The 25,494-nt window shown below is 70.9% G+C and carries 24 protein-coding genes; 9 read left to right on the top strand and 15 right to left on the bottom strand.

What is annotated here, in order from left to right; all coding sequences use genetic code 11:
- Nucleotides 1-33 precede the first annotated feature (33 nt).
- The gene (locus ACIRF8_RS28210; protein ID WP_404219097.1) at nucleotides 34-489 is read left to right on the top strand and encodes a GNAT family N-acetyltransferase; all 456 of its coding nucleotides are present in this window, start codon (nucleotides 34-36) and stop codon (nucleotides 487-489) included.
- Nucleotides 490-499: 10 nt separating this feature from the next.
- Here the strand turns inward: ACIRF8_RS28210 and galK are convergent, their stop codons facing one another.
- From galK to galT, 3 genes are read right to left on the bottom strand one after another with little or no spacing between them, the layout of a single operon-like run.
- On the bottom strand, nucleotides 500-1,672 hold the full coding sequence (galK, locus tag ACIRF8_RS28205) for a galactokinase (protein ID WP_404219095.1): 1,173 nt from the start codon (nucleotides 1,670-1,672) through the stop codon (nucleotides 500-502).
- 19 nt (nucleotides 1,673-1,691) lie between these two features.
- Nucleotides 1,692-2,684: a UDP-glucose 4-epimerase GalE gene (gene galE, locus ACIRF8_RS28200; RefSeq protein WP_404219093.1), complete on the bottom strand. Its 993-nt coding sequence runs from the start codon at nucleotides 2,682-2,684 to the stop codon at nucleotides 1,692-1,694.
- Nucleotides 2,684-3,748, bottom strand: a complete 1,065-nt coding sequence (galT, locus tag ACIRF8_RS28195) for a galactose-1-phosphate uridylyltransferase (RefSeq protein ID WP_404219091.1) — start codon at nucleotides 3,746-3,748, stop codon at nucleotides 2,684-2,686. The genes galE and galT overlap by 1 nt, the downstream gene beginning before the upstream one ends.
- Before the next feature lie 221 nt (nucleotides 3,749-3,969).
- Here galT and ACIRF8_RS28190 point away from each other — a divergent pair, with 221 nt between their 5' ends.
- Nucleotides 3,970-5,640, top strand: coding sequence for a sodium:solute symporter family protein (locus ACIRF8_RS28190; protein ID WP_404219089.1), 1,671 nt, complete (start codon nucleotides 3,970-3,972; stop codon nucleotides 5,638-5,640).
- 18 nt (nucleotides 5,641-5,658) lie between these two features.
- Nucleotides 5,659-5,937, top strand: a complete 279-nt coding sequence (locus ACIRF8_RS28185) for a hypothetical protein (RefSeq protein ID WP_404219087.1) — start codon at nucleotides 5,659-5,661, stop codon at nucleotides 5,935-5,937.
- Nucleotides 5,938-6,201: 264 nt separating this feature from the next.
- Here ACIRF8_RS28185 and ACIRF8_RS28180 read toward each other — a convergent pair whose 3' ends face one another.
- The 10 genes from ACIRF8_RS28180 to rsmI form a co-directional block, all read right to left on the bottom strand.
- A complete protein-coding gene (locus tag ACIRF8_RS28180) occupies nucleotides 6,202-6,933 on the bottom strand; it encodes a LuxR C-terminal-related transcriptional regulator (protein ID WP_404219085.1) in 732 nt (243 codons plus the stop codon).
- A gap of 245 nt (nucleotides 6,934-7,178) precedes the next feature.
- On the bottom strand, nucleotides 7,179-9,026 hold the full coding sequence (locus ACIRF8_RS28175) for a PQQ-binding-like beta-propeller repeat protein (RefSeq protein ID WP_404219083.1): 1,848 nt from the start codon (nucleotides 9,024-9,026) through the stop codon (nucleotides 7,179-7,181).
- A gap of 64 nt (nucleotides 9,027-9,090) precedes the next feature.
- Nucleotides 9,091-10,806, bottom strand: a complete 1,716-nt coding sequence (locus tag ACIRF8_RS28170) for a PQQ-binding-like beta-propeller repeat protein (RefSeq protein ID WP_404219081.1) — start codon at nucleotides 10,804-10,806, stop codon at nucleotides 9,091-9,093.
- 202 nt (nucleotides 10,807-11,008) lie between these two features.
- Complete coding sequence (locus tag ACIRF8_RS28165; protein ID WP_404219078.1) at nucleotides 11,009-12,817, bottom strand: ABC-F family ATP-binding cassette domain-containing protein; 1,809 nt, start codon at nucleotides 12,815-12,817, stop codon at nucleotides 11,009-11,011.
- 142 nt (nucleotides 12,818-12,959) lie between these two features.
- On the bottom strand, nucleotides 12,960-13,850 hold the full coding sequence (locus ACIRF8_RS28160) for a 4-(cytidine 5'-diphospho)-2-C-methyl-D-erythritol kinase (protein WP_404219076.1): 891 nt from the start codon (nucleotides 13,848-13,850) through the stop codon (nucleotides 12,960-12,962).
- Nucleotides 13,847-14,728: a 16S rRNA (adenine(1518)-N(6)/adenine(1519)-N(6))-dimethyltransferase RsmA gene (gene rsmA, locus ACIRF8_RS28155; protein ID WP_404219074.1), complete on the bottom strand. Its 882-nt coding sequence runs from the start codon at nucleotides 14,726-14,728 to the stop codon at nucleotides 13,847-13,849. The genes ACIRF8_RS28160 and rsmA overlap by 4 nt, the downstream gene beginning before the upstream one ends.
- 33 nt (nucleotides 14,729-14,761) lie before the next feature.
- Complete coding sequence (locus tag ACIRF8_RS28150; protein ID WP_404219072.1) at nucleotides 14,762-16,150, bottom strand: ubiquitin-like domain-containing protein; 1,389 nt, start codon at nucleotides 16,148-16,150, stop codon at nucleotides 14,762-14,764.
- A 150-nt stretch (nucleotides 16,151-16,300) separates the two neighbouring features.
- Nucleotides 16,301-17,182, bottom strand: coding sequence for a TatD family hydrolase (locus tag ACIRF8_RS28145; RefSeq protein ID WP_404219070.1), 882 nt, complete (start codon nucleotides 17,180-17,182; stop codon nucleotides 16,301-16,303).
- Nucleotides 17,183-17,205: 23 nt separating this feature from the next.
- Nucleotides 17,206-17,646 (bottom strand): hypothetical protein, encoded by a 441-nt coding sequence (locus ACIRF8_RS28140; protein ID WP_404219068.1) that lies wholly within the window; start codon nucleotides 17,644-17,646, stop codon nucleotides 17,206-17,208.
- A 196-nt stretch (nucleotides 17,647-17,842) separates the two neighbouring features.
- A complete protein-coding gene (rsmI, locus tag ACIRF8_RS28135; RefSeq protein ID WP_404219066.1) occupies nucleotides 17,843-18,733 on the bottom strand; it encodes a 16S rRNA (cytidine(1402)-2'-O)-methyltransferase in 891 nt (296 codons plus the stop codon).
- Nucleotides 18,734-18,825: 92 nt separating this feature from the next.
- Here rsmI and ACIRF8_RS28130 point away from each other — a divergent pair, with 92 nt between their 5' ends.
- Nucleotides 18,826-20,589, top strand: a complete 1,764-nt coding sequence (locus tag ACIRF8_RS28130; RefSeq protein WP_404219064.1) for a dolichyl-phosphate-mannose--protein mannosyltransferase — start codon at nucleotides 18,826-18,828, stop codon at nucleotides 20,587-20,589.
- A 177-nt stretch (nucleotides 20,590-20,766) separates the two neighbouring features.
- On the opposite strand, the gene ACIRF8_RS28125 is transcribed toward ACIRF8_RS28130, so the two are convergent.
- Nucleotides 20,767-21,396 carry a hypothetical protein gene (locus tag ACIRF8_RS28125; protein ID WP_404219061.1) on the bottom strand — a complete coding sequence of 210 codons (630 nt, stop codon included), beginning with the start codon at nucleotides 21,394-21,396 and terminating at the stop codon, nucleotides 20,767-20,769.
- A 179-nt stretch (nucleotides 21,397-21,575) separates the two neighbouring features.
- Complete coding sequence (locus ACIRF8_RS28120) at nucleotides 21,576-22,421, bottom strand: sigma factor-like helix-turn-helix DNA-binding protein (RefSeq protein WP_404219059.1); 846 nt, start codon at nucleotides 22,419-22,421, stop codon at nucleotides 21,576-21,578.
- A gap of 370 nt (nucleotides 22,422-22,791) precedes the next feature.
- Between ACIRF8_RS28120 and ACIRF8_RS28115 the strand changes: the two genes are divergently transcribed.
- From ACIRF8_RS28115 to ACIRF8_RS28095, 5 genes are all read left to right on the top strand, one after another.
- Entirely contained in the window at nucleotides 22,792-22,959 is a 168-nt protein-coding gene (locus ACIRF8_RS28115) for a pRL2-8 (RefSeq protein WP_404219057.1), read from the top strand.
- 107 nt (nucleotides 22,960-23,066) lie between these two features.
- Nucleotides 23,067-23,336, top strand: a complete 270-nt coding sequence (locus ACIRF8_RS28110; RefSeq protein ID WP_404219055.1) for a DUF6284 family protein — start codon at nucleotides 23,067-23,069, stop codon at nucleotides 23,334-23,336.
- On the top strand, nucleotides 23,333-23,779 hold the full coding sequence (locus tag ACIRF8_RS28105; protein WP_404219053.1) for a Pycsar system effector family protein: 447 nt from the start codon (nucleotides 23,333-23,335) through the stop codon (nucleotides 23,777-23,779). The genes ACIRF8_RS28110 and ACIRF8_RS28105 overlap by 4 nt, the downstream gene beginning before the upstream one ends.
- Nucleotides 23,776-25,056, top strand: coding sequence for a hypothetical protein (locus tag ACIRF8_RS28100; RefSeq protein ID WP_404219051.1), 1,281 nt, complete (start codon nucleotides 23,776-23,778; stop codon nucleotides 25,054-25,056). Before ACIRF8_RS28105 ends, ACIRF8_RS28100 begins: the two co-directional genes overlap by 4 nt.
- Complete coding sequence (locus ACIRF8_RS28095) at nucleotides 25,056-25,439, top strand: RRQRL motif-containing zinc-binding protein (protein WP_404219049.1); 384 nt, start codon at nucleotides 25,056-25,058, stop codon at nucleotides 25,437-25,439. Before ACIRF8_RS28100 ends, ACIRF8_RS28095 begins: the two co-directional genes overlap by 1 nt.
- Nucleotides 25,440-25,494 lie beyond the last annotated feature (55 nt).

The raw sequence follows: 25,494 nt of genomic DNA, 5'->3' as shown, positions 1-25,494 counted from the left end.
CCGTTGGCCGGGTGGCGACTGTCCGGCGCGTTTATGGTGAGTCACATGTTTCGCATCGAGACAGAAGTCGACAAAGAGCGCCGCCTTCTGCTCAGGTCACTGCTTCAGGAGGACAATGCGGCGGCGTCCCCGACCTTGCGTGACCTGCGGGGCACCGCGGCGGATCGCGAGACCCCGCTCCAGGTGTGGGCGGTGGCGGACGACGGCGCGCTGGCCGGCGGGCTCGACGCGCACACCTGGGCGAGATGGCTGCACGTCGATCTGCTCTGGGTCGCCGACGGGCACCGGGGCGCGGGACTCGGCTCCCGGCTCCTGGCGGAGGCGGAGCGCCTCGCCCGCGAGGAGCACGACTGCGTCAACTCCCGTGTGGAGACCTGGGACTTCCAGGCCCCCGGCTTCTACCGGCAGCACGGGTACGACGTGGTCGCGGTGGTGCCGGACTATCCGCCGGGGGTCAAGGAGTTCACGCTGACGAAGCGGCTGGGCTGAGCCGGCCCATTCAGCTCACCCGGTGGGCGCCGGGCGAGGGCACGGCGGGGAACACGCGCGGCGCCGTGTACCCGGCCTCCTCGAAGGCCGCCGTCACCGCCTTGGTGACGGCGTCCGCGTCGGCGCTCTCCACCAGGACGACCGCCGAGCCGCCGAAACCGCCGCCCGTCATCCGGGCGCCGAGCGCGCCGGAGGCCACCGCCGTGTCGATGACGAGGTCCAGTTCCGGGCAGGAGATGCGCAGGTCGTCGCGGAGCGAGGCGTGGCCCTGGTTGAGGATCGGGCCTATGGCGCGGACGTCCGCGGAGCGGCCGGTGTCCAGGAGGCCGATGACCTGCTCGACGCGGTGGTCGTCGGAGACGACGTGGCGGACGTAGCGGACGACCTTCTCGTCCACCCCTGACCGCTCCAAGGTGGCGAGCGCGTCACCGAGTTCGGCGTAGGCGACGTCCCGCAGGTGCGAGACGCCGAGGACGCGGGCGCCCTCCTCGCAGCCCGCGCGCCGCTCCGCGTACGCGCCGTCGCCCAGCTCGTGCTTGACGCGGGTGTCGACGACGAGGAGCTCCAGGCCCCGCGCGGCCAGGTCGAAGGGGACCTGACGGGTCGACAGGTCGCGGCAGTCCAGGTGCAGGGCGTGGCCCTCGGTGGCGCACGCGGACGCCATCTGGTCCATGACGCCGCACGGGACGCCGACGAAGACGTTCTCGGCGCGCTGTGCGAGGACCGCCAACTCCGGTCCGCTGAGTTCGAGTCCGAAGAGTTCGTTCAGCGCGCAGGCGGTCACGACCTCCAGGGCGGCCGAGGAGGACAGGCCCGCGCCGGTCGGGACGGTCGACGCGAGGTGGAGGTCCGCGCCGGTGACGGCGTGACCGGCGTCGCGCAGCGCCCAGACCACTCCGGCCGGGTAGGCGGCCCAGCCGCCCTGCCCGTACGCCGACAGCGGGGTCAGCTCGTCGACGCGCAGCTCGGTGACGGGGGCGTCGATGTCGGCGGAGTGCAGCCGCAGCACGCCGTCCGTGCGCCGGGCCACGGCGGCGACCGCGGTGTGCGGCAGCGCGAGCGGCATGACGAAGCCCTCGTTGAAGTCGGTGTACTCGCCGATGAGGTTGACGCGGCCGGGGGCCGCCCACACCCCCGCGGGCTCGTACCCGTACAGGTCCTTGAACTGCGCGGCGACAGACATGAGTTGGCTACCTACTCTGCTACGGGGCTACGAGTGACGACCGGTGCCGGGACTGGGCGAACCGCCAGGCGTCGGCGACGATTCCCGCGAGGTCCGCGCGGGACGGGTTCCAGCCGAGGCGCTCGCGCGCGGTGGCGGCGGAGGCCACGAGGACGGCCGGGTCACCGGCGCGGCGCTCGGCGGCGACCTCGGGGATCGGGTGCCCGGTGACCTTGCGGGCGGTCTCGATGACCTCGCGGACGGAGAAGCCGTTGCCGTTGCCGAGGTTGCAGATGAGGTGCTCGCGGGGGCGGGCCGCGTCGACGGCGAGGAGGTGCGCCTCGGCCAGGTCCGCGACGTGGATGTAGTCGCGCACGCAGGTGCCGTCGGGCGTCGGGTAGTCGTCGCCGTAGACGGAGATGGCGTCGCGCCGGCCCTGGGCGACCTGGAGGACGAGCGGGATGAGGTGCGACTCGGGGTCGTGGCGCTCGCCGCAGTCGCCGTAGGCGCCGGCCACGTTGAAGTAGCGCAGGGAGACGGCGGCCAGTCCGTGCGCGGCGGCCTCGCCGGTGATCATGTGGTCGACGGCGAGCTTCGAGGCGCCGTACGGGGAGGTGGGCGCGGTGGGGTCGGTCTCCGTGATGGGCGTGGAGACGGGCTCGCCGTAGGTGGCCGCGGTGGAGGAGAAGACGAGCTTGCGCACGCCGGCCGTGCGCATGGCGGCCAGCAGGGCCATCGTCCCGCCGACGTTGTTGTCCCAGTACTTCTCGGGCTTCACGACCGACTCGCCGACCTGGGAGAACGCGGCGAAGTGGAGGACCGCGTCGAAGGAGGCGTCCAGCCACCGGGCGGCGTCGCGGATGTCGCCCTCGACGAAGGTGGCGCCCGCGGGCACGCCCTCGCGGAAGCCGGTGGAGAGGTTGTCGAGGACGGTGACGTCGTGGCCCGCCTCGATCAGGTGCTGGGCGACGACGCTGCCGACGTATCCCGCGCCACCGGTGACCATGTACTTCTTCGGAACGGTCTGGCCCATTACTTGCTCGCTACCTCTCGCAGTCGCTCGGCCGCGGTCTCCGGCGGCACGTCGTTGATGAACACGCTCATGCCGGACTCGGAGCCCGCGAGGAACTTCAGCTTGCCGGAAGTGCGGCGGATGGTGAAAAGCTCCAGGTGCAGCGCGAAGTCGTCGCGGCCGACACCTTCGAACTCGTCCAGCGTGCCGAACGGGGCCTGGTGCCAGGCCGCGATGTACGGCGTCGGCGGCTCACCCTCACCGAAGATCCGGTCGAAGCGCTTCAAGAGTTCCAGATAGACCTTGGGGAACTCTGTGCGCGCCGCCTCGTCGAGCCCGAGCAGGTCGGGGACCTGGCGCTTCGGGTAGAGGTGCACCTCGTAGGGCCAGTGGGCGGCGTACGGCACGAAGGCCACCCAGTGCTCGCCGTCGATGACGACGCGCGAGCCGTCGGCGATCTCCCGCTCGACGGTGTCGGCGAAGAGGTTGCGGCCGCCGGTCTGCTCCTTGTGCTGGGCGAGCGAGCGCAGCATGAGGGCGGTGCGCGGGGTGGTGAAGGGGTAGCCGTAGATCTGGCCGTGCGGGTGGCCGAGGGTGACGCCGATCTCGGCGCCGCGGTTCTCGAAGCAGAAGACCTGCTCGACGGAGTCGAGGTGGGAGAGTTCCGCGGTCCGGTCGGTCCACGCCTCCAGGACGAGCCCGGCCTGCTCCTCGCTGAGGTCGGCGAAGGACGTGTCGTGGTCGGAGGTGAAGCACACGACCTCGCACCGGCCGGAGTCACCGGCGAGCGAGGGGAAGCGGTTCTCGAAGACGGCGACGTCGTAGGAGGAGTCGGGGATCTCGCTGAGGCGGTCCCCCTCGGACGGGCAGAGGGGGCACTCGTCGGCCGGCGGGTGGTAGGTGCGCCCCTGCCGGTGCGAGGCGATCGCGACGGCGTCGCCGAGGAGCGGGTCGCGGCGGATCTCGGAGGTGGTGACGGTGCGCTCCAGCGGGCGCCGGTCGGCCGCCTCCCGTACGACGTCGTCGCGCGAGTCGTAGTAGATGAGCTCGCGCCCATCGGCAAGCCGGGTCGACGTCTTCTTCACGTCCGACACTCCTCATCGCGCCAACCAAACAGAACCGAACACAACAAAGCATAAGCCAACAGTCCCGTCAAGGGAACGGATCGTGACGGACGCCCTCGATCACAATCAAACAAAGAACATCAGGCGAAGTGTTCACTTATTGAAGACGGAGGCGTAGGTTCCGGTCTGATTCAGTTCGCGCAACGAAGCGAGTTCCCATGCAGTCCCCCACAACGTCCGCCGTGACAACCCTGGCCGAAGGGCTACGGCTGCCCACCAACGGCCTCGACTACGCGATCCTGGCGATCTACTTCGTGGTCGTCCTCGGTATCGGCTTCATGGCCCGCCGCTCGGTGAAGACCAGCCTCGACTTCTTCCTCTCCGGACGATCCCTGCCCGCCTGGGTCACGGGGCTCGCGTTCGTCGCCGCCAACCTGGGCGCCACCGAGATCCTCGGCATGGCCGCGACCGGAGCGCAGTACGGCGTCGCCGTCGTCCACTGGTACTGGATCGGCGCCATCCCGGCCATGGTCTTCCTCGGCCTGGTCATGATGCCCTTCTACTACCGCTCGAAGGTGCGCTCGGTCCCGGAGTTCCTGCTCCAGCGATTCGACAAATCCGCACACCTGCTCAGCTCGGTCCTGTTCGCCTTCGCGGCAATATTGATCGCGGGCGTGAACCTCTACGCCCTGTCGATCGTCGTCGAGGCGCTGCTCGGCTGGCCGCAGTGGGTGGCCATCGTGGTCGCGGGCGCGTTCGTCCTCGCGTACATCACCATCGGCGGTCTGTCCTCGGCGATCTACAACGAGGTCCTCCAGTTCTTCGTGATCCTGGCGGCCCTCATCCCCATCTGCATCATCGGCCTCAAGCGGGTCGGCGGCTGGGGCGGCATGACCGACTCCCTGAAGTCCCAGCACGGCGACAACTTCATGTCGGCCTGGGGCGGCACCGGCATCGGTGACGCCAACCCGCTCGGCGCGAACTGGCTCACGATCATCCTCGGCCTCGGCTTCGTGCTCTCCTTCGGCTACTGGACGACGAACTTCGCCGAGGTGCAGCGCGCCCTGTCGGCCAAGAACCTCTCCGCCGCCCAGCGCACCCCGCTGATCGCCGCGTTCCCGAAGATCTTCATCGTCTTCCTGGTGATGATCCCGGGCATGGTCGCCGCGGTGCTCGTCCCGAAGATCGGCGGCGCCGGCTCGGACCTCACCTACAACGACGCGATCCCGTACCTGATGCAGGAGCTGCTGCCGAACGGTGTGCTCGGCATCGCCGTCACCGGTCTCCTGGCCGCCTTCATGGCGGGCATGGCGGCGAACGTCTCGTCCTTCAACACCGTGTTCACGTACGACATCTGGGCCAAGTACGTGAAGACCGACAAGCCCGACGGGTACTACCTGAAGTTCGGCCGCGCCATCACCGCGATCGGCGTCGTCCTCTCGATCGGCACGGCGTTCATCGCGTCGTCGTTCTCGAACATCATGGGGTACCTCCAGACCCTGTTCTCCTTCTTCAACGTCCCGATGTTCGTCGTCTTCATCATCGGCATGTTCTGGAAGCGCGCGTCCATGAAGTCGGGCGTGTGGGGCCTGGTCGCCGGTACGACGGCCGCGATGGTGAACTACTTCTACATCTACAAGCAGGGCGTCATCGACATCCCGACCGACCAGGGCGCCAACTTCGTCTCGGCGATCGTCGGCTTCGTCGCGGGCGCGGTGGTCATGGTGGTGGTCACCCTCTTCACGGCTCCCAAGCCGGAGGCGGAGCTGGCGGGACTGGTGTACGGCACGACGGCCCCCGGCATCGAGGAGCCGCCCGCCGAGGGCGACGACGCCTGGTACCGCAAGCCGGCGCTGCTCGGCTGGGGCGCCATCGTCGTGGCCGCCCTCTGCTACCTCCCCTACTCCCTCTGATCGGAGGCCCGACCCACCATGTCTGAACTCCAGAACGACGTCTCCGAGTTGGAGCGCAAGTCCGCGACGGCGGCCCGCCTCTTCGACATCCGGCGCATCATCGGCGGCCTGTTCGTCGTCTACGGCGTGATCGTCACGATCGCCGGCATCACGGCCTCCGACGCCGACCTCAAGAAGGCCGAGGACATCAACATCAACCTGTGGACGGGCCTCGGCATGCTCGCCCTCGGCCTGTTCTTCCTCGTCTGGCTGAAGCTGCGTCCGACGGCGCCGCCCACGCCGGACGACGGGGAGTGACCCTCACCCGGACCGCGCACGGGGCCGGGGTTCCGCATCCACGGGTGCGGGGCTCCGGCCCCTTCGCCGTGGGGTACCCCCATACCCCCATACCCCCATAACGCAGACGTCCCGCCCCGCTGGTGAGCGGGACGGGACGTGATGTGGAGCGCTGGGCAGGCCTTGCACCTGCATTTCCCCGCAGGAAGCGGGGCGTCTTTCCTTGGACGACCAACGCACTGTTCGTCTCCCGCTGTCGCGGTGACCAACAAGATCAACTGTAGCTCAGGAATCCGGTCCCGTCGAGTCCGGTGTGGCGGACGGGTCCTGGGACGGCGGCTGCGCCGAGGGCACCGGACCGGCCCGGTCGAGCAGGCCGGTGCGGGCGGCCAGCGCCGCCGCCTCCAGGCGGGAGCCGACGCCGAGCTTCATCAGGACGCGCTGGACGTGCGTACGGGCGGTGGAGGGGGCGATGCCCATGCCCGCCGCGATCAACCGCGTGTCCTCCCCGTCGGCGACCCGCACCAGGACCTCGACCTCACGGGGCGTCAGCATCTGGAGCAGCCGCTGCCCCTCGTCGTCGGGTTGCGCGGCGGGGTTGAGGAGTTCGCTGAACGCGCCCTGGAGCAGCGCCGGGGCCACGGCCGCCTCGCCCGCCCTGGCCTTCATCAGGGCCCGCTCGACCCCCTCTATGCGCTCGTCGTGGCGTACGTAGCCGGAGGCGCCGGCCGCGAAGGCCGCGGCGATGCCGCGCGGGGACGGGACGGGGCCGAGGACCACGACCGCCACCTGGGGGCGCTCCCGCTTGATGCGGAGCACCGGGTCGAAGGTGCCCGGTTCGGCCGGGGTCGCCGTGCCGATGAGGCAGACCTCGGGGGCCCGGGAGATGACCAGTTCGGCGGCGCCCGCGGCGGGCGCCGCCGCGGCGAGCACCCGGTGCCCGCGCAGTTTCAGGGCCGAGGCGAGTGCCTCGGCGAGCAATCGGTGGTCGTCGACCACCATGAGCCGCACACCCATTGAGCCAACCCCCCAGTTCGCCCCAGAAGCAGTCAGGAATCTCCCGGGCCCCCCATGGACAGGCGAGCCCCCCGACTCCCCGTCCTCCTTCATCCCCCGGAAGCTACACGCTTGTTCGACGTTGCGCGCCCCCTACCGGTCAGAAGCGGCCCGCATTGCTGAAATCACCGGTCTTTCCGGGGTGACGGCGACGGCCCCGCGCCCCTGGTGAGGGTGCGGGGCCGTCAACCGGCGTATTGCGCGGACTACTTGGCAGTGAAGCCGATGGCCGCGTACTGCTTGTCGTCCGCCGAGTACGGCTCGCTGATCAGATCCTTGCCCATGAACAGACGGCCGTTGGAGTACAGCATCTCGGACGACTTCGGCACCATCCGGCTCAGCACGTTCCGCACGCTCTGGGTCGCGGGCGTCTCCAGCAGCACCGTCTGCTTGCCGGCCTCGGGGTCGATGGTGACGACCTGGGCGCCCTTGTCGTAGGGGCCGTCCTTGTACGCCAGCACGTTGCCGCCGTCCATGCGCAGCGGGAAGATCTCGTAGTCGGCGCCGCTGTCGAAGCGGTCACCAGTGATCTTCCCGTCGGCCAGCGAGTACGACACGATCTCGTTGACCTGGTCGGTGCCGCTGCCGTCGTGCTGCTGGGACGGCAGGTAGAGGCGGTCGTTGCCGACGACGACGCCCTTGCAGCCGTGCACCTCGCCGACCTCGCAGTCGACGTCGTACTTCTCCGGGTCAATGGTGATCTTGGCACGCAGCTTGTTGCCGGTGTCGTCGAGCGCGAACGCGTCGGTGTACTTGACCTCTTCGCCGAGCGCGACACCGAAGGTGACCGGCTTGCTGGAGAACACCGACAGGAGGTTGACGCTGCCGGGCGCGCCGGGGACCTTGTACGTCGAGCGCGGTTTGCCGGTGGCCGGGTCGAGGACCTGGATCTCGTAGGTCTCCGCGTCGAAGTCACCGCACTTGCGGACCGCGACGAGTTGCTCGCCGCCGCGGTAGCCGACGTCCTCGCAGCTTCCCTGCTGCGGCTTCCACAGCGACTTGCCCGAGGTGATGTCGAAGGCCGCGCCGCCGTCGTAGCCGCCGCCGACCGCCAGCGTGGTGCCGCTGACGGACAGCTCCTTGAAGGCGATCTTCTGCCCGCTCACCTCGACACTGTCCGACCACACCTTCTTCCCGGTGTTCACGTCGAACACCGTGATCTCGGTGCACTTGAAGTAGTCCTTGTCCTTCTTGCGCTTGCCGTCCTCGGAGAGCACGGCGGCCAGTCCGGCCTCGGTCACCTCGGGGGAGGCACCGCAGGTCTGCCCGGTCAGCGGCAGGGTCCACTTCTTGGTGCCGGAGTCCGGCTCGTAGCCGATGAGCTGGTTGAGCTCCGCCTTGGCGTACGTGGAGTCGGTCAGCCAGGAACCGGCCACGCTCCACACGGCGTCCTTGGCGACCTTGGGCGCGGGGAGCTGGAAGGCGATGCTCGCCGCGGTGCTGCCCGGGACCTTCTCCTCGCCGCCGGCGGGACCGGAGCCGTCCTTGCCCTGGTCGCCGTCCTTGCCGTCGGCGGAGGTCTTCTTGTCGTCCTTGCCGTCGTCGGACGAGCCGGCGTAGAGGATCCCGCCGCCGACGATCAGGGCGATCACGACGACGGCCGCGGTGATGATCCAGACGATCGGCGAGGGCTTCTTGCCGCCGCCCCCGCCCGGAGCGGTCATCGCCGCGGTGGGCGGCTGCGGGTACCCGTACTGCGGCTGCCCGTACGGCTGCTGGCCGAACTGGGGCTGCCCGTAGGGCTGCTGCGGCTGTCCGTACGCGGGCGGTGGCGGCTGGTGCGGCTGCTGGCCCGGGTAGCCGTAGCCCGGCGCGCCCTGCGGGGGCGGGGGCGGCGCCTGCGGGTAGCCGTAGCCGGGGGCGTCCTGCGACGGCGCGGGCGGTGTCGGGGCGCCGAAGCCGCCGGGCGGGGGCGTGGTGGGCGCGCCGAAACCACCGGCGGGCGGCGCGGCCGGGGGCTGCGGGGCCGCCGGGGAGTCGGGCTGCTGCTTGCGGAGCGGGTCCTGCGGCGGCTCGTTCGGCGGCTGCTGCGGGGGCGGGGGCGGCTGCGTCATGACGTGGGGTACCTCGGGATGCCTGAAGGTGAGGACGGGGACGGAAAGGGTGCGGGAGGGGCGCTCAGTCGCCGTAGGCCAGCATCAGTTTCTGCTGGCCCTTGGCGCTGCCGGACAGGTTGGTGGCGGAGAGGTAGAAGCGCCCGTCGACCCAGGCGACGTCCTTGGAGTAGAAGCCGCTCTCGATCTCGGCCGTGCCCGCCGGGTTCTGGAGCAGCGTCTTCGGCGTGTGCGAGCCCGACACCGGGATGGAGACCACGCGCCCGGCGGAGCCGCCGTACGACGCCTCCATGTACGCGACGACGGAGCCGCCCTCGACCTTCAGGGGCACCAGCGACTGGTCCTCGGGCGAGCTGACCCGCCAGCGCTCCTTGCCGCTGGTGAGGCTGATGGCGACGACCTCGTTCTTGCCGCCGGTCCTGCCCTTGGTCGGCATGTAGAGGGTGGAGGCGTCCGCGGTCACGCCCTGGCAGCCGTTCAGGTTCCTGGTGAGGAAGGAGAAGCTGGAGCCGCAGCCGGTGTCGAGGCCGTCGACGCCGACCTCGGACTGCACGGAGACGGTGTCGTTCTTGAAGACGGCGATGTTGTACTTCTTGTCGTCCTGGTTGGTGCTGTACACGATCAGCGGGCTGACGGAGTACACGTTCGCGATCGACCAGTCCTTGGGGAACTTCTTCGTCCACAGGACCTTGCCGGTCCCGGGGTCGAGCCGGCGCAGCTCCTCGTGCCCGTTGTCGCCGCCCGCTCCGCAGGACGCGATCGAGAGCAGCTTGCTCTTGTCGCCGGTGTAGGCCTTGGGGAAGCAGTCGGTGCCGTACTGCTCGACGACGAACTTCTTCTTCTTGCCTGTGGTGGCGTCCAGCGCGATGCCCGACATCTGGCGGCCGACCATCAGGGTGTCGGCGCCGACGTACGACAGGGAGATGCTGGTCCCGGTGCCGTCGAAGAAGTCGTCCTTGTCCTCGCGCTCGGGGATCTTCGCCGTCCAGCCCTTGGCGCCGGTCGCCAGGTCGATCTCCTGGATCTGGTTGCAGTGGGCGCGGGAGCTGGTGCCGCTCATGTACGCGACGACGATCTTCCCGGCGTCGGACGGGGTCTTGGTGACGGAGCAGATCTTCTGCGGCAGCGTGACGGCGGGCCAACTGACCTTGCCGTCCGCGACGTCGTACCCCAGGACCTCCTTGTAGGCGGCCTTGGCGGCGACCTTGTCGGTGATCCACATGCCGGGGGCGTCGGCGCCGTTGCTGCCCACCTTGGGGGCGGTCTTGTACCAGAGGACCTTCGCCTCGCCGTCCTGGCGGCCCGCGTTGAGGTCCTCCTCGCCGCCGTGGCCGTCGCCCTGGCCGTCGCCCGGGTTGACCGGGACCGACGCGGACGCCTTGGGGTCCGTGTCCTTGCCGGCGGTGTCCTTCTTGCCGTCACCGTCGTCGCCGCCCGCCACCGCGAACACGACGCCGCCCGCGACGAGCAGCAGGGCGACGGCCCCGGCGGCGATCGCCCAGGTCTTCCCCTTGCTGCCGCCACCGCCGGGCGGGGTGGGCGGCTGCTGCGGCGGGTAGCCGTACGGGGGTTGCTGCTGCGGCTGCCCGTAGGGACCGGGCTGCTGGGCGTACGGGCCCGGCTGCTGGGGATACCCGTACGGTCCCGGCTGCTGCGGCGGCGGGCCGTAGGGGCCGGGCTGCTGCTGGGGCTGCTGGGGATACCCGTAACCGGGCTGCGGCGGCGGGTCCTGTGGTGCTCCGAAGCCGCCGGACGGCGGCTGGCTGGGCGGCTGAGTCATCAGCGCTCCCCCTCTTTCCCTGCTGATGTACCGGCACGCCTGGGTGTTTTCCGGACGTTCTCAAGTCGGTCACGGGTGCGCTCAGGCCGCCCCCAGCGGCCCTTTCTATCACTGTGGACACGTATGCGAAGGGCCGGTCCAGCCCCTGTTCCCAAGGGAGAACCGGCCCGTGATGGGTCCGTTACGCGTCTACACGCGGCCTTCACGCATCGTCGGCCAGTTCCAGCCAGCGCATTTCCAGGTCCTCGCGCTCGGCGATGAGTGCACGCAGCTCCGCGTCCAGCTTGGCCACCTTCGCGAAGTCCGTGGCGTTTTCGGCGATCTGGGCGTGCAGCGTGCTCTCCTTGCCGGAGATCTTGTCCAACTGGCGCTCGATCTTCTGGAGTTCCTTCTTGGCGGCACGGGTGTCGGCGGACGACGGGCCGGACCCGGCGGTGGCGGCGGGGGCCGCCACCGGCGCCGGGGCGGCGGCGTCGATCATCCGCTGCCTGCGCTCCAGGTACTCCTCGATGCCGCGCGGCAGCATCCGCAAAGTGGCGTCGCCGAGCAGCGCGTAGGTGTTGTCGGTGGTGCGCTCGATGAAGAACCGGTCGTGGGAAATGACGATCATGGAGCCGGGCCAGCCGTCGAGCAGGTCCTCCAACTGCGTCAGCGTCTCGATGTCGAGGTCGTTGGTGGGCTCGTCGAGGAAGAGGACGTTCGGCTCGTCCATGAGGAGGCGCAGGAGCTGGAGGCGGCGCCGCTCACCACCCGACAGGTCACCGACCGGCGTCCACTGCTTCTCCTTGCTGAACCCGAACTGCTCGCAGAGCTGGCCCGCCGTCATCTCGCGGCCCTTGCCCAGGTCGACGCGGTCGCGGACCTGCTGGACGGCCTCCAGGACCCGCAGGGTGGGGGGCAGCTCCGTCACGTCCTGCGACAGGTAGGCGAGGCGGACCGTCTTGCCGACGACGATCCGCCCGGCGACCGGCTGCTCCTCGCCCTGGGTGCGGGCGGCGTCCGCGAGGGCGCGCAGCAGCGAGGTCTTGCCCGCGCCGTTCACGCCGACCAGGCCGACGCGGTCGCCGGGGCCGAGGTGCCAGGTGAGGTGCTTGAGCAGCACCTTGGGCCCGGCCTGGATCGTCACGTCCTCCAGGTCGAAGACGGTCTTGCCGAGCCGGGCGCCCGCGAACCGCATCAGCTCGCTGGTGTCGCGCGGCGGCGGCACGTCGGCGATCAGCTCGTTGGCGGCCTCGATGCGGTAGCGGGGCTTGGAGGTGCGGGCCGGGGCGCCGCGGCGCAGCCAGGCCAGCTCCTTGCGCATCAGGTTCTGCCGCTTGGTCTCCTCGGTCGCGGCGATCCGCTCGCGCTCGGCGCGGGCGAACACGTAGTCCGAGTAGCCGCCCTCGTACTCGTAGACGTCGCCCTTCTGCACGTCCCACATGCGGGTGCAGACCTGGTCGAGGAACCAGCGGTCGTGCGTGACGCAGACGAGCGCCGAGCGGCGGGCCTGGAGGTGGCGGGCGAGCCAGGCGATGCCCTCCACGTCGAGGTGGTTGGTGGGCTCGTCGAGGATGAGCAGGTCGGGGTCGTCGATGAGAAGCTTGGCGAGGGCGATGCGGCGGCGCTCGCCGCCGGACAGCGGGCCGATCACGGTGTCCAGGCCCTGCTGGAAGCCCGGCATGTCGAGGCCGCCGAAGAGGCCGGTCAGCACGTCGCGGATCTTGGCGTTGCCCGCCCACTCGTGGTCGGCGAGGTCACCGATCACCTCGTGGCGCACGGTGGCCGCCGGGTCGAGGGAGTCGTGCTGCGTCAGCACGCCCAGGCGCAGACCGCCGCTGTGCGTGACCCGGCCGGTGTCGGCCTCCTCCAGCTTGGCGAGCATCCGGATCAGGGTCGTCTTGCCGTCCCCGTTGCGGCCGACCACGCCGATCCGGTCACCCTCCGAGACCCCGAGGGAGACACCGTCGAGCAGGGCACGAGTGCCGTAGACCTTCGTGACGTTCTCGACGTTGACCAGATTGACTGCCATTTCGCTCCTGCCAGGGGGTGACCGGTTGTCCAGGGTAATCGGGGTCGGGGGGTGGGCTTCGCGCCGCGGGTTCTCGGGGACGCGGGAGCGTGGGCGACCGCGGGCCGGTGGCGCGGCAGCCACGGCGGAGGGCGCGGCAGTGCTAGCGCAGGGTCGCGCCCGGGGCCGGGGACGGCGCCACCCGTACGGCGCGGCACGTCCCGGAGGCGGCCAGCGCGTCGGCGATCCCGCGGGCGGCCTCTTCGTCCGCCGCGAGGAACGCGGTCGTCGGGCCGGACCCCGAGACCAGGGAGGCGAGGGCCCCGCCACGGGCGCCCGCGTCGAGCGTGGCCTTCAGGGACGGGAAGAGGGAGAGCGCGGCGGGCTGGAGGTCGTTGGAGACGGTCGCGGCGAGGGCCGCCGCGTCACCGGCGCGCAGCGCCTCCACAAGCGCGGCGGAGGCGACGGGCTCCGGGGCCGCGGGGCTCAGCCGGTCGAACTCCCGGTAGACCGCGGGCGTGGAGAGGCCGCCGTCCGCGACCGCGAACACCCACCAGAACTCCCCGCCCACCTCCAGGGGCTGAAGCAGCTCGCCGCGTCCGGTGCCGAGCGCCGCCCCGCCGACCAGGCTGAACGGGACGTCGCTGCCCAACTCGGCGCAGAGGGCGAGGAGTTCTTCCCGCGAGGCCCCGGTGCCCCACAGCGCGTCGCAGGCCACGAGGGCGCCGGCCGCGTCGGCGGAGCCGCCCGCCATGCCACCGGCCACGGGGATGTCCTTGGCGATGTGGATGCGTACCTTCGGGTCGCCGAGCCCGTGCCGTGCGGCCAGCGCGATCGCGGCGCGCGCCGCCAGGTTCGTACGGTCCAGGGGGACCTGGTCGGACCCGGGGCCCGTGCACGTGAGGGTGAGGGAGTCGGCGGGCTCCACCGTCACCTCGTCGTACAGGCCGACGGCGAGGAAGACGTTGGCGAGGTCGTGGAAGCCGTCGGGGCGGGCGGGGCCCACCGCGAGCTGGACGTTGACCTTGGCGGGGACGCGTACGGTCACGCTCACGCGGCGCCGCCCTTCGAGGAACGAGCCTCCGCGATCCGCGCGAACTCCTCGACGGTCAGCGCCTCGCCGCGGGCCTGCGGCGACACCCCGGCCGCGACCAGGGCGGCCTCGGCCGCGGCGGCGGAACCGGCCCATCCGGCGAGGGCGGCGCGCAGCGTCTTGCGGCGCTGGGCGAAGGCGGCGTCGACGACCGCGAAGACCTCTTCCCTGGACGCGGTCGTGGCGATCGGCTCGGCCCGGCGGACGAGGGCGACGAGGCCGCTGTCGACGTTCGGGGCGGGCCAGAAGACGTTGCGTCCGATGCTGCCGGCGCGCTTGACCTCGGCGTACCAGTTGGCCTTGACGGAGGGGACGCCGTAGACGCGCGAGCCGGGGCCCGCGGCGAGCCGGTCGGCGACCTCGGCCTGGACCATGACGAGGGTGCGCTCGATGGTCGGGAAGGTGTCGAGCATGTGCAGCAGGACGGGGACCGCCACGTTGTACGGCAGGTTCGCGACGAGGGCGGTCGGCGCCGGGCCCGGCAACGCGGTGACCTGCATGGCGTCCATGTTGACCAGGTCGAAGACGTCCTTCTTGGCCGGGATGCGGGCCGCGATCGTGGCGGGCAGCGCGGCGGCGAGCGTGTCGTCGATCTCGACGGCCGTCACGTGCCGGGCCACGTCGAGCAGCGCGAGGGTGAGCGAGCCGAGTCCGGGGCCGACCTCGAGGACCACGTCGTCCGCGGTGACCTCCGCGGTGCGGACGATCCGGCGGACCGTGTTGGCGTCGATGACGAAGTTCTGGCCGCGCTGCTTGGTGGGGCGGACGCCGAGGGCGGCGGCCAGTTCGCGGATGTCGGCCGCGCCGAACAGGGGGCCTTGGGGGTCAGGGGTGCTCACCGTTCAAGGGTACGGGTCACTCCCGCCCCGGGTTCACCCGTGCAGGCGGGGCCCGCAGTGCGGCCAGGGGCTCGCGCCGCGCCGCACGTACAGCTTCTTCGCCCGGTACGTCTGTTCGGCGGCGGGCGCGTCCTGGGGGCGGCCGGAGCCGCCGAGGCTGTGCCAGGTCTGCGTGTCGAACTGATAGAGGCCGCCGTAGGTGCCGGTGGCGTCGGTCGCGGTGGGCCGGCCGCCGGACTCGCAGGCGGCCAGCGAGGACCAGTTCAGGGTGTCGGCGCCGGTGACGGCGTCGGGCATGGGGCGCGTACCGACCCGGACGAGCTGCGGGCGCGGCTCGCGCACCGTCTCGGTGCTGACGCGGCGGGGCCGTTGCCGGACCCCGTTGACGGTGCGCACGGCGTAGGTGATCCGGCGCAGGCCGGGCTCACCGGCCTGGGTGACGACCTCCGTGCCCCGGAACGCCGACGGGTCCTGGGTGCGGTGGGTCGTGAAGGGGATCAGCTCCTCGCGCACCTCCCTGGTGCCGGTCACCCGCATCACCGTGATCGTCTGTCCGTCGCGCGGGAAGCTCGCGGCGGGCGCGGAGGTGGTGTCCTGGCCGTGCAGCACGATCCCGGCCTCGGTGAGGGCCTCGCCGACGGTGGCCGCGTTGGTGCGCAGGGTGCGGCGCCGCCCGTCGGCCATGACGGTGACGCTGCGCTCGGTGCGTACGTCGAGGTCGAGGCCGTGCCGTGCGATGCGCTGGGAACGGGAGACGGAGAGGTACGCGCCCTCGGCCCGCACGCCGAGCTGTCTGAGCGCCCCGTCGACGGTGCGGGCGGTCGTCCACACCTGGCGGCGCTGCCCGTCGAGGGTGAGCCTGACGGGGCGGCCGTAGCGGACGGCGACCTCGTCGCCGCTGGCCAGGGCGGCGGTCCGGCCGGGCGCCACGATGTCGTGGGCGTCGACGTCGACGCCCTCGTCGGCGAGGAGTTCGCCGACGTCGTCGGCGAAGGTGTGCAGGGTGCGCTCCTTGCCGTCCACGCTGAGCGTGATCGCCTTGTCGTCGGCGACGAACGCGGTGGTGCCGCCCGCGAGGAACGCGACGACCAGCGCCTGCGGGAGCAGTCTGCGCAGGGTGTCGGGGCGCTGCTCGGTCTTCTTGCGGCGGGCGGCGCGGCGCGCGGCGGCCCGGCCGGTGGGCCGCTCGGCGCGCCGGTCGGCGGGCTGGTCGGCTCTCGCGGGCGCGGGGCCCGGGGTCTGGTGCGGGAGGCGGGGCTCGGTGGGGGCGGTGGCCCGCTCGTGCGCGTACTCGTAGGCGGGGCGGTACGTGTCGTGTGCGTCGGCGGGGCCCGGCCGGTACGGCCCGTACGGGTCCACGTACGTCTTCTCGTACGCGGTCGCGTACGTGTCCTCATACGTCTCGTACGGCGTATTGCTCACGACGACGCTCCAGGCGCTCCAGGGGCCCGCCCCCGGGCGGGGGCGGATCGGGCGAGCAGAACCTAGCGGAGCGATGGTCACTCTCCAAAGCAGCGCGACTACTCAGTGTCGCGACTCTGCCCGAAGGTGAGCCGGTCCGATCGTTATCGGTCAGTAACCGAAGGCGCGGGCGGTGTTGGCGGAGACCGCCGTCGCGAGGGCTTCCTCGGTGATGCCCTTGACCGCCGCCATCGCGCGGAGCGTGACCGGAATGAGATACGGCGCGTTAGGCCGTCCGCGGTACGGGGCCGGGGTCAGGAACGGCGCGTCCGTCTCGACGAGGACGAGTTCGAGGGGCGCCACGGCGAGGGCGTCCCGCAGGGGCTGCGCGTTCTTGAACGTCACGTTGCCCGCGAACGACATGAAGTAGCCCTCGGCCGCGCAGACTTGGGCCATGGCGGCGTCACCCGAGTAGCAGTGGAAGACGGTGCGTTCGGGGGCGCCCTCCTCCTTCAGGACGCGTAGCACATCCTCGTGCGCCTCGCGGTCGTGGATGACCAGCGCCTTGCCGTGCCGTTTGGCCATCTCGATGTGGGCCCGGAAGGACCGCTCCTGGGCGGCCTTGCCGTCGGGCCCGGTGCGGAAGTAGTCGAGTCCGGTCTCGCCGACCCCCTTGACCTGCGGGAGCGCGGCGAGCCGGTCGATCTCGGCGAGCGCCTCGTCGAGCCCCGCGTCACCGAGCGGCTGCCGGGCGCCCTGCCGGGACCAGTTGTCGGGGTCGCCATGGACGATGCGGGGGGCTTCGTTCGGGTGCAGGGCGACGGTCGCGTGCACGCGCGCGTGCGCCTCGGCGGTCTCGGCCGCCCACCGCGAACCGGCGAGGTCGCAGCCCACCTGCACCACGGTCGTCACGCCGACCGCCGCCGCCTTGGCGAGGCCCTCCTCGACGGTGCCCGCCTGCATGTCGAGGTGGGTGTGCGAGTCGGCGACCTCCACCGCGAGGGGGGCGGGCAGCGGCGGAGGGGTGGCGTCCTTGGAACGGTCGGGGCTCATGCCCCGATCCTACGAAGCCGTGCTCACGCTTCCTTCTTGTGGTGGCCGAAGGGGTGCAGCAGATCGGACAGGTGCCAGTGGTGGCGCTCGGCGGCCGGGACCGCCGCGGGCTCGGGAACCTCCACCGGACCGGCGGGCGGCGCGGAGTGCCTGGGGTGCATCACGTCGAGCACCGAGGACACCCGGCCGGCCCGCATGATCCGTACGACGTGGCCGTCGCAGTTCAGGCAGGTGGGACGGGTCAGCGGCGACGGCACCCGCTCGCCGTCCGCCACGTAGGTCACGAACTGCGCACCGTCGCCGTCGACGTGGTGCTCTATCGCGTAGGACTGCTCCCAGCCGTGCCCGCACCGCATGCAGGCGAAGGAGTACGACTCGTGGACGACGGATATCGCCGCGCCGTGAGTCGGGGCGGGGATCTTCTCAGCACCGGTCGCCGCCTTGGAGACTGCGAACTCGCTCATTCCGGCTCCTCTTGTCCGCTGGACAAGCACTGCCCGTGGGCAGCCTGGGGACGGGTACGTCCCTTCAACCAGTGGACGCCCCCGCCGGACCGGGCGCAAAAGACCTGTCGACTGTTTGAGGCGATTTGGCATTTCCCTGCCTGAATGGCCCGGCAGCCGGTCTTCGCTTTGCTTTTCCGGTTGGTCCTTTACGCGCTCATGGGGTCTGACGCGCCGCATTCTTTGCCGCGACCACGGCATCGAAGACCGTCCGCTTGGGTAGCCCCGCGTCGGCGGCCACCGCGGCGATCGCCTCCTTGCGCCGTTCCCCCGCCTCCTCCCGCACCCGCACCCTGCGTACCAGCTCATCGGGGGTGAGGTCGTCGCCCGACCGCTCCGGGGCGCCCTCCACGACGACGGTGATCTCGCCCCGTACGCCGTCGGCGGCCCATTCGGCGAGTTCCTTCAGCGGCCCGCGCCGCACTTCCTCGTACGTCTTGGTGAGTTCCCGGCACACGGCGGCCCTGCGGGTCGCGCCGAACGCCTCGACCATCGCGGCGAGCGTGTCGTCGAGGCGGTGCGGGGCCTCGAAGTAGACGAGGGTGCGGCGCTCGTCCGCGACGTCCTTCAGGCGGCTCAGCCGCTCGCCCGCCTTGCGCGGCAGGAACCCCTCGAAGCAGAACCGGTCGACGGGAAGGCCGGACAGCGCGAGCGCCGTCAGCACGGCCGAAGGGCCCGGCACGGCGGTGACCCGGATGTCCCGCTCGACCGCGGCGGCGACGAGCCGGTACCCGGGGTCGGAGACCGACGGCATGCCCGCGTCGGTGACGAGCAGCACGCGCGCGCCGCCCGCCAGGGCCTCGACCAGTTCGGGGGTGCGGGCCGCCTCGTTGCCCTCGAAGTACGACACGACGCGCCCGCCGACCTGCACGCCGAGCGCCTGCGTGAGCCGCTTCATGCGCCGGGTGTCCTCGGCGGCGACGACATCGGCGGCGGCCAGCTCCTGGGCGAGCCGCGGCGGCGCGTCGGAGACGTCGCCGATGGGCGTGCCCGCGAGCACGAGCGTTCCGGTCTTGGCGGGCTGGGGGGAATCCGGGCTTCCTGTCACGGTTCCATCCTCGCAGCACCGCTCCGGCCGGGTCGGTCGGACCGGCGCTGCGGGGATGGAACTCGCACAGCGCCGTTCCCTACGATGGCGCGGTGACCAGTACCGCGTCGTCGTCCCACCCGACCCCGACCAGCGCCCCGCCCGAGCAGGACCTGGCCGGGGAGCGGCAGCCGTCGGCGTGGCTGCGCGGCCTGCGCCGGTTCGGGTACCGGGCACCGGAGAGCAGCGGCGACGTGCGGACGCGCCTCGTGCCACCGCATCCCGCGCCGTCCTCCCGGCTGTGGGCGTCGTTCGGCCTGAGCCGCTTCACCGCCGGGCGGGCCGACGCGATCCTCGGCTGGGCGGGACCGCTGCTCGTCACGTTCGTCGCGGGCCTGCTGCGGTTCTGGAACCTCGGCAGCCCGAAGGCGGTGATATTCGACGAGACGTACTACGCGAAGGACGCGTGGGCGCTCATCCACCGCGGCTACGAGGTGAACTGGGCCAAGAACGCCAACGACCTGATCCTTCAGAAGAACGGCCACGTCGCCGTCCCGACGGACGCCTCCTACGTGGTGCATCCGCCGGTCGGCAAGTACGTCATCGGGATCGGCGAGTGGCTGTTCGGCCTCGACCCGTTCGGCTGGCGGTTCATGACGGCGGTCCTCGGGACGCTGTGCGTGCTCATGGTGTGCCGGATCGGCCGGCGCCTGTTCCGCTCCACGTTCCTGGGCTGCCTGGCCGGGGCGCTGCTCATGGTGGACGGCCTCGCGTTCGTGATGAGCCGCACCGCGCTGCTCGACTCGGTCCTCGTCTTCTTCGTCGTGGCGGCCTTCGGCTGCCTGGTCGTGGACCGGGACAGGGCCCGGGAGCGGCTGGCCGCGGCGCTGCCGGTCGACGCGCACGGCCTGGTCCGCCCCGACGCGCACATCGCCGAGACCCTGCGCCTCGGGTGGCGCCCCTGGCGTCTGCTCGCCGGGCTCTGCCTGGGCCTGGCAGCCGGCACGAAGTGGAATGGGTTCATCTACCTGGCGGCGTTCGCGCTGATGTCGGTGCTGTGGGACGTCGGTTCGCGGCGGGTGGCCGGGGCGCGGCGCCCGTACCTCGCGGTGCTCAAGCGGGACGTCCTGCCCGCGTTCGTCTCGACGGTCCCGGTCGCGATCGCCACGTACGTCCTCTCGTGGCTGGGCTGGATCCTCTCCCCTGGCGACGGCTCCGGCGGCTATTTCCGCAACTGGGCGGCGACGGCGGGCAAGGGCGGTCACTTCACCTGGCTGCCGGACTGGGTGCGCAGCCTGTGGCACTACGAGCACGAGGTCTGGGAGTTCAACACCCACCTCAGTTCGCCGCACACCTACCAGTCCAACCCCTGGAGCTGGATGGTCGACGGCCGCCCGGTCTCCTACTTCTACGAGTCCCCGGCGGCCGGACGACAGGGCTGCCCGGCGGACACGGCCGACAAGTGCGCCCGCGAGGTCCTCGCGCTCGGCACCCCGCTGCTGTGGTGGGCGGCCTGCTTCGCGCTCCTGTTCGTCCTGTGGCGCTGGTTCTTCCGGCGCGACTGGCGGGCGGGCGCGATCGTCTGCGGCGTGGTCGCGGGCTACGCGCCCTGGTTCCAGTACCAGGAGCGGACGATCTTCTACTTCTACGCGGTCGTCTTCGCACCGTTCCTGTGCCTGGCGCTCGCGATGATGCTGGGCGCGATCATCGGCCGACCGGGTTCGAGCGAACGGCGCCGGGTGATCGGCGCGGCGGGCGCCGGGGTGCTCGTCCTGCTGATCGCCTGGAACTTCATCTACTTCTGGCCGATCTACACCGGCCACGCCATCCCTATCGATTCCTGGCGGTCGCGGATGTGGCTGGACACTTGGGTCTAGCTGGGCAAACGAACGGGAGGGGCGCGGCTGTTGCCGCGCCCCTCCCGTCGTTGTTGGCCGTTGTCGGTCGACCTGGGCCGCCCTCGGACGGCCCACCGACGGCCCCGTCAGCCCATCCGGTTTGGCTCTGGGGTCTCGTCCACGCACCCGTGCTGCGTTCGGTCGTTGACCCCGCGTTCACCACTGGCAGTAGGCCACGGCAGCATCGTCCCCGGACTTGTAGCGCGGCCATCGGATCCCCGTGGGGTCCGTGGCCTCAACTCCCCGCACCGACTCGATCAGTTTCCGCGGCCCACCGGCCTGGAGCGTGGCGAACACATCAGCCCAGGTCGCAGCGCCGTATTCCGTGACCAGCCTCGACACACCGTCCGACATGACAGCAGCCGACCGGACGTCTCGGAGGGAGATAGTGCCGGTCAGGGCGTGCTCCGCCGCCTCTGGACGGGCGGCAGCAACCCAGTATCCCTCTGGCGTATTGCGGACCTGCCGCTGAGCGAGCACGAGTCGCTGTAGGGCTTCCCTATGTCCTGGAGTGTGAGTCTGGTGACTCTCGACCTCAGCCCTCAGGCTGGGCAAGGTGTCGTCCACACGAAGGTCAGTGATCACGGTGTAGCCGTTGGTGCCATTGAGAACGATCGGTGAGTCGGCCAGCACTAGGTGATCGATAGTTCCGTAGTTGTGCCGCAGGATTGCAACCGTGGCCGATGGCGTCCCAGGATCACTGAGATCACAGTTCGGATGCATCGCCGCTACACGTTCGAGAGCATCGGCAAGGCCTTCCGATAGAGGCCGGTCAAGGTCTGCCAAGGCCGCTAGAAGAGACCCCCCGAGGTTGGCGACGTACCACGGGACTCCATGACGGCATCCCGTGGGTAGGCCAGCCGTGCTGAGCCCGTCCAGCACCACGGCGAGTGTGGGGGTGCCGGCCACCCAGTCTTCGTTGGGGTTGGCTCCCCCACCTTGCGTTTCAAAGCAGACGCGCATGATCAGCTTTCGTGTCGGTAAAGCGGGGTGACGCGACGGCTCTCCAGCACTTCCAGCGTCTCGGGGTCGTAGCGGCATGAGATCAGCGTCGAGAAGCGCTTCGTACGAACCTCCCTGTACAGCTCTGCCAAGTTGTGCTCCAAGTAGTGCACGACCCCGTTCGCCCCGATGGCGTGGATACCGGCGATGTACAAGAACGTCCCGCGCCCGTCTAGGCGCGGAAGGCGTCCGAGATATCCGAAGTCGCCTGCGGATCCGTCCTCATCCATCGGGGACCGGAACTCATCGCCGGTCCTCTGGTCCAACAGGTGCCAGGCACGATCCTTCTCAAACCGCAGGTTGTCGTCCCCCTCCAGCACCTGGGCAACAATGGGCGACAACCGAGGGCCGCAGATAACGACGTGGTTGTCACGGTTGAGGTTGACGATGCCGGTCGGCGGGATCACCTCGTACTGAGCCTCAAGCTTCATGCCGCCGAGAAGCTTCCGCAGATGCTCGAAGTTGTCGAGGTCTTCCTGCACCACGACCGCACTCGGGTTCTCGTCGGGCCCCTTATCCGCCTCGGGCTTCCCACCGAGAGACACAGTGACCAGGTTCGTACCGAAGAACGCCCTCTCGGGGGGCGGCCCAGCGGACGCTAGTTGCCCGACTCGCCCGCGACTCACGCCCAATTTTGCGGCGATTTCCGCTTGCGTCATGCCTGACGCCTGCGCCTCTTCGATGGCTTCGCGGCGGATGCGGGACAACTCCAACACCCAGGCCTGATACGTCGCCATCAGGTCAATCGCGGCCTTAGCGCGCTCCACCGGGACCGCAACGTCAGTGACCCGCTTCATGTCGTCGTGCACAGTGCTCCAATCTCCGCCTAGGGGGGCTAGCGAACCCTATCGCGAGAGGGGGTTGCGCGCAGCCGCAGGTTTGCCTACGGTACCTAACAAGCGAGACGGCAACCCCCCCTAAGCAAGTTGGGGAGGGACCCCTTTTGCACTGCTTGACCTGCACGGATAGCGCCCAGAGGAAACCCCGCAGGGGGGAGTACGAAGTGAGCGCGCACCGATTGAGAACTCCATAGGTGGGCCCCGCCTCCCCGAGTCGAAAAGGCGGACCACGCGGCCACTGGCCGCGCTTCGACCTCGCGGCAGTCGCCGCACCGGTTGCCTCCGCTGCTCGTCTCGCACGAGCAGCGCCGAGGGGAGCCGAGTCAAAAAGGAGCCTGTCATGGGGCTGTTTGGAACGTCGGCCAAGGCCATGTCCGTGCCCAAGCGTGAGTGCCCGCAGTGCTGGCAGCACGCGCACGACCCGAAGGCCCACCGGGGCTTGCGGGGTGACTGTCCGCAGTGCGTGGACCACATGGTCAACGGCTGCCCGGGATTCAACCGGCGCTGACCGCGCCGTCCATTCGCTCAAATCACCTTCAACGGCGCGAGCCCCCGGAGCTGGCACTCCGGGGGCTCTGTTCGGGCCGTTGCCACCTGCTAGGGAGAACACGACCCATGGACCACATCGTCACTGTTCAGGACGCTGTTACCGCGTTCGCCGACTTCATGGAGCCCACCGACGCGGAGCTGGCCGCGATCGAGCAGGAGATGCCCGTCGTTCTGGCGGACGTCGACCTGCTCGACGCGCACATCGTCACCCTGGACCGGACACCGACCGAGCTGGACGAGCGGCGTATCCGCCGGGCCCGCCGCCGGGCCCTGGCCGCCCGCGTCGCCCTGCTCAACAGGCCGGTCATGACCGGCCTGTCCGGAGGTGCCGCATGAGCGCCACCGTCCGCGACCTGCCCGCCGCGCACGCCGAGGTAAAGGCGGAGATCACCCGCACCGACAGCAAGGCCAGTCTCCTGCTGGCCTTCATCGGCGCCGTCCTGGCCGGCGTGTGGAGCGCGAGCCAGAACCTGCCGCTCACCGCCGCCGTACTCGTCCCCGGCCTTGCCGGGATCGCGGTACTGCTGGGCGCCGCCGCACTGCTGCTGTCCTCGGTACGGCCGAACCTGTCCGGCCGCCACGGCTTCCCGCTGTGGGCCACGCTCACCCCGGAACAGATCCGGGAGGCGGTGGCCACCGACATCGCCACCGACATCGCGGGCCTGTCCCGCATCGCCGTCACCAAGTTCACCGCCCTGCGCCGCGCGATCGACCTGACCCGCATCGGCGGCGCCCTGCTGATCGTGGCCGCCGTGTTCGCGTTCGGGGGAGCGGTATGAGCACGGTTGCCGAGTACCGCGAGCAGCGCCGCATCGACGCTGCGGCGGCGGAGGAACGCCGCGCGATGCGGGAGCGGTCCGCCGATGAGCGGGCCGCTCGGTTGCGGGAGCAGGCGCGCGCCGATCAGGAGCGGGACCGTGAGGTGCGGCTGCAACGGCGGCAGGAGCGGGCGGCACGTCGTGCTGCGTCCCTGACGCCGGGGCAGGTGTACCGGCGGGGCACGCTGGCGCTGGTCGTGGCGTCCGGTCTCGCGTCTCTGCCCGCACAGGTGCTGCACTTCGTGGGCATCTCACCGATGCTGCTGCCTCTGCCGCTCGCGTTGGAAGGCACGGCGTGGGTGGTGGCCGCCGGGGTCGCTTACGCCGACTCCCGGCACCTGGCCGCACGGGTGCGGTGGCTGCTGCGTGCGCTGGTGGTTGCTTCCGCCGGGTTCGCCGCGTCCATCAACTACACCTATGGCGCGCACCTGCCGAACCTGTCCGGCGCGGACGCGACGACAGCCGGTTGGGGGCTTGCGGCAGTCACCTTGTTCGGGCCGCTGCTGTTCGAGATCCGGCAGTGGGTGTGCACGCTGGCTGCGGTCGCTGAAGATGACGACCGGCGCGAACGCGGGCGTCATGCCCGGACGCGCCGGTGGCATCACCGCCGGGTCGCCCGGATCGCCGATCGGCTGCTGTCCGCCGCGCCCTTCGGATCGCTGACCACCGAGCAGGCGTGGGCGCGGGCATGGCAGATCCACACCGGGGCCACGACTCCCGGCATGACGCCCAATCTGTACCGCAAGGCCACTCGATCGGCCGCCGCGCTGGTCGAGGCGCAACGCCCGATCGACGATCCCAAGAATGCGGAGGAATCGACCGACACCGAGATGAAACGGTCTACGGCTGACCTGCCGGTATCGACCCCGACGCCGATCACGGCGAACGTGCGGGAACTGCCCCGACCGGTCGCGGTGGGCTTCCTCAAGTCGACCTTGCCGACCAAGCCTGTCCCCTCGATCACCCCGGCCCCCGTCGCGCCGGTCGAGCACCGGTCGGTGGCCGCCGAATCGAGTCGCCCGCGTCGGGCCACGGGCCGGGTGCCGGATGCCGCGAAGCCGATCCGTCCCAAGCGCACCCCCGAGCAACTGCTTGCCGAAGCGCGCACGGCCACGGCCGGATGGGCGGACGACAAGCTGACGGCGGAAGGCATCCGCCGTGAGCTTCACACGTCCCCGGCGAAGGCCCGCACGCTGCGCGACACCCTGCGCTCCGAACGCGGCATGCAGGCCGCCTGATGGCCACGCTGCCCGTCTACCGGTGGCGCCTGGCCCCCGACGGCTTGGCCACCTACCGCCAACTCCGCGCCCTCGGTCTACGTCCGGGCGGCCAGGACGTGGCCGCGCAGGTGGAGCGGCCCCGGCGTCGCCGGGGCCCGCTGGTCGCCTACCTCTACCGCATCGACCGCGCCAAGCCGGTACGGCCGATGACGGCGGCACGGTGGGCGGCCCTGGCCAAGGCCAACGCCGCCCGCCGCACCTGCCCCGAGTGCAGCCGGGATGCCGGATACGTCATCCCCGCCTCGCTCGGCATGTGCGTGACCTGCCACGACACCCCTTCGGCTGTCGCCGAGCGCGAGGCGTACGACACCGAACGTCTCGCCGCCGGCCTCCTGCGCTGACCCCACCCCACCTGACCAGGGCCCGCCCGCCGTGGGCCCTGGTTCCTCCTGCCCG

It is taken from the genome of Streptomyces sp. NPDC102406 (genome assembly GCF_044765725.1).
Lineage (GTDB): Bacteria > Actinomycetota > Actinomycetes > Streptomycetales > Streptomycetaceae > Streptomyces.
Note: the sequence above shows the minus strand (reverse complement) of the source record. Positions and strands in the feature narration are given on the sequence as shown.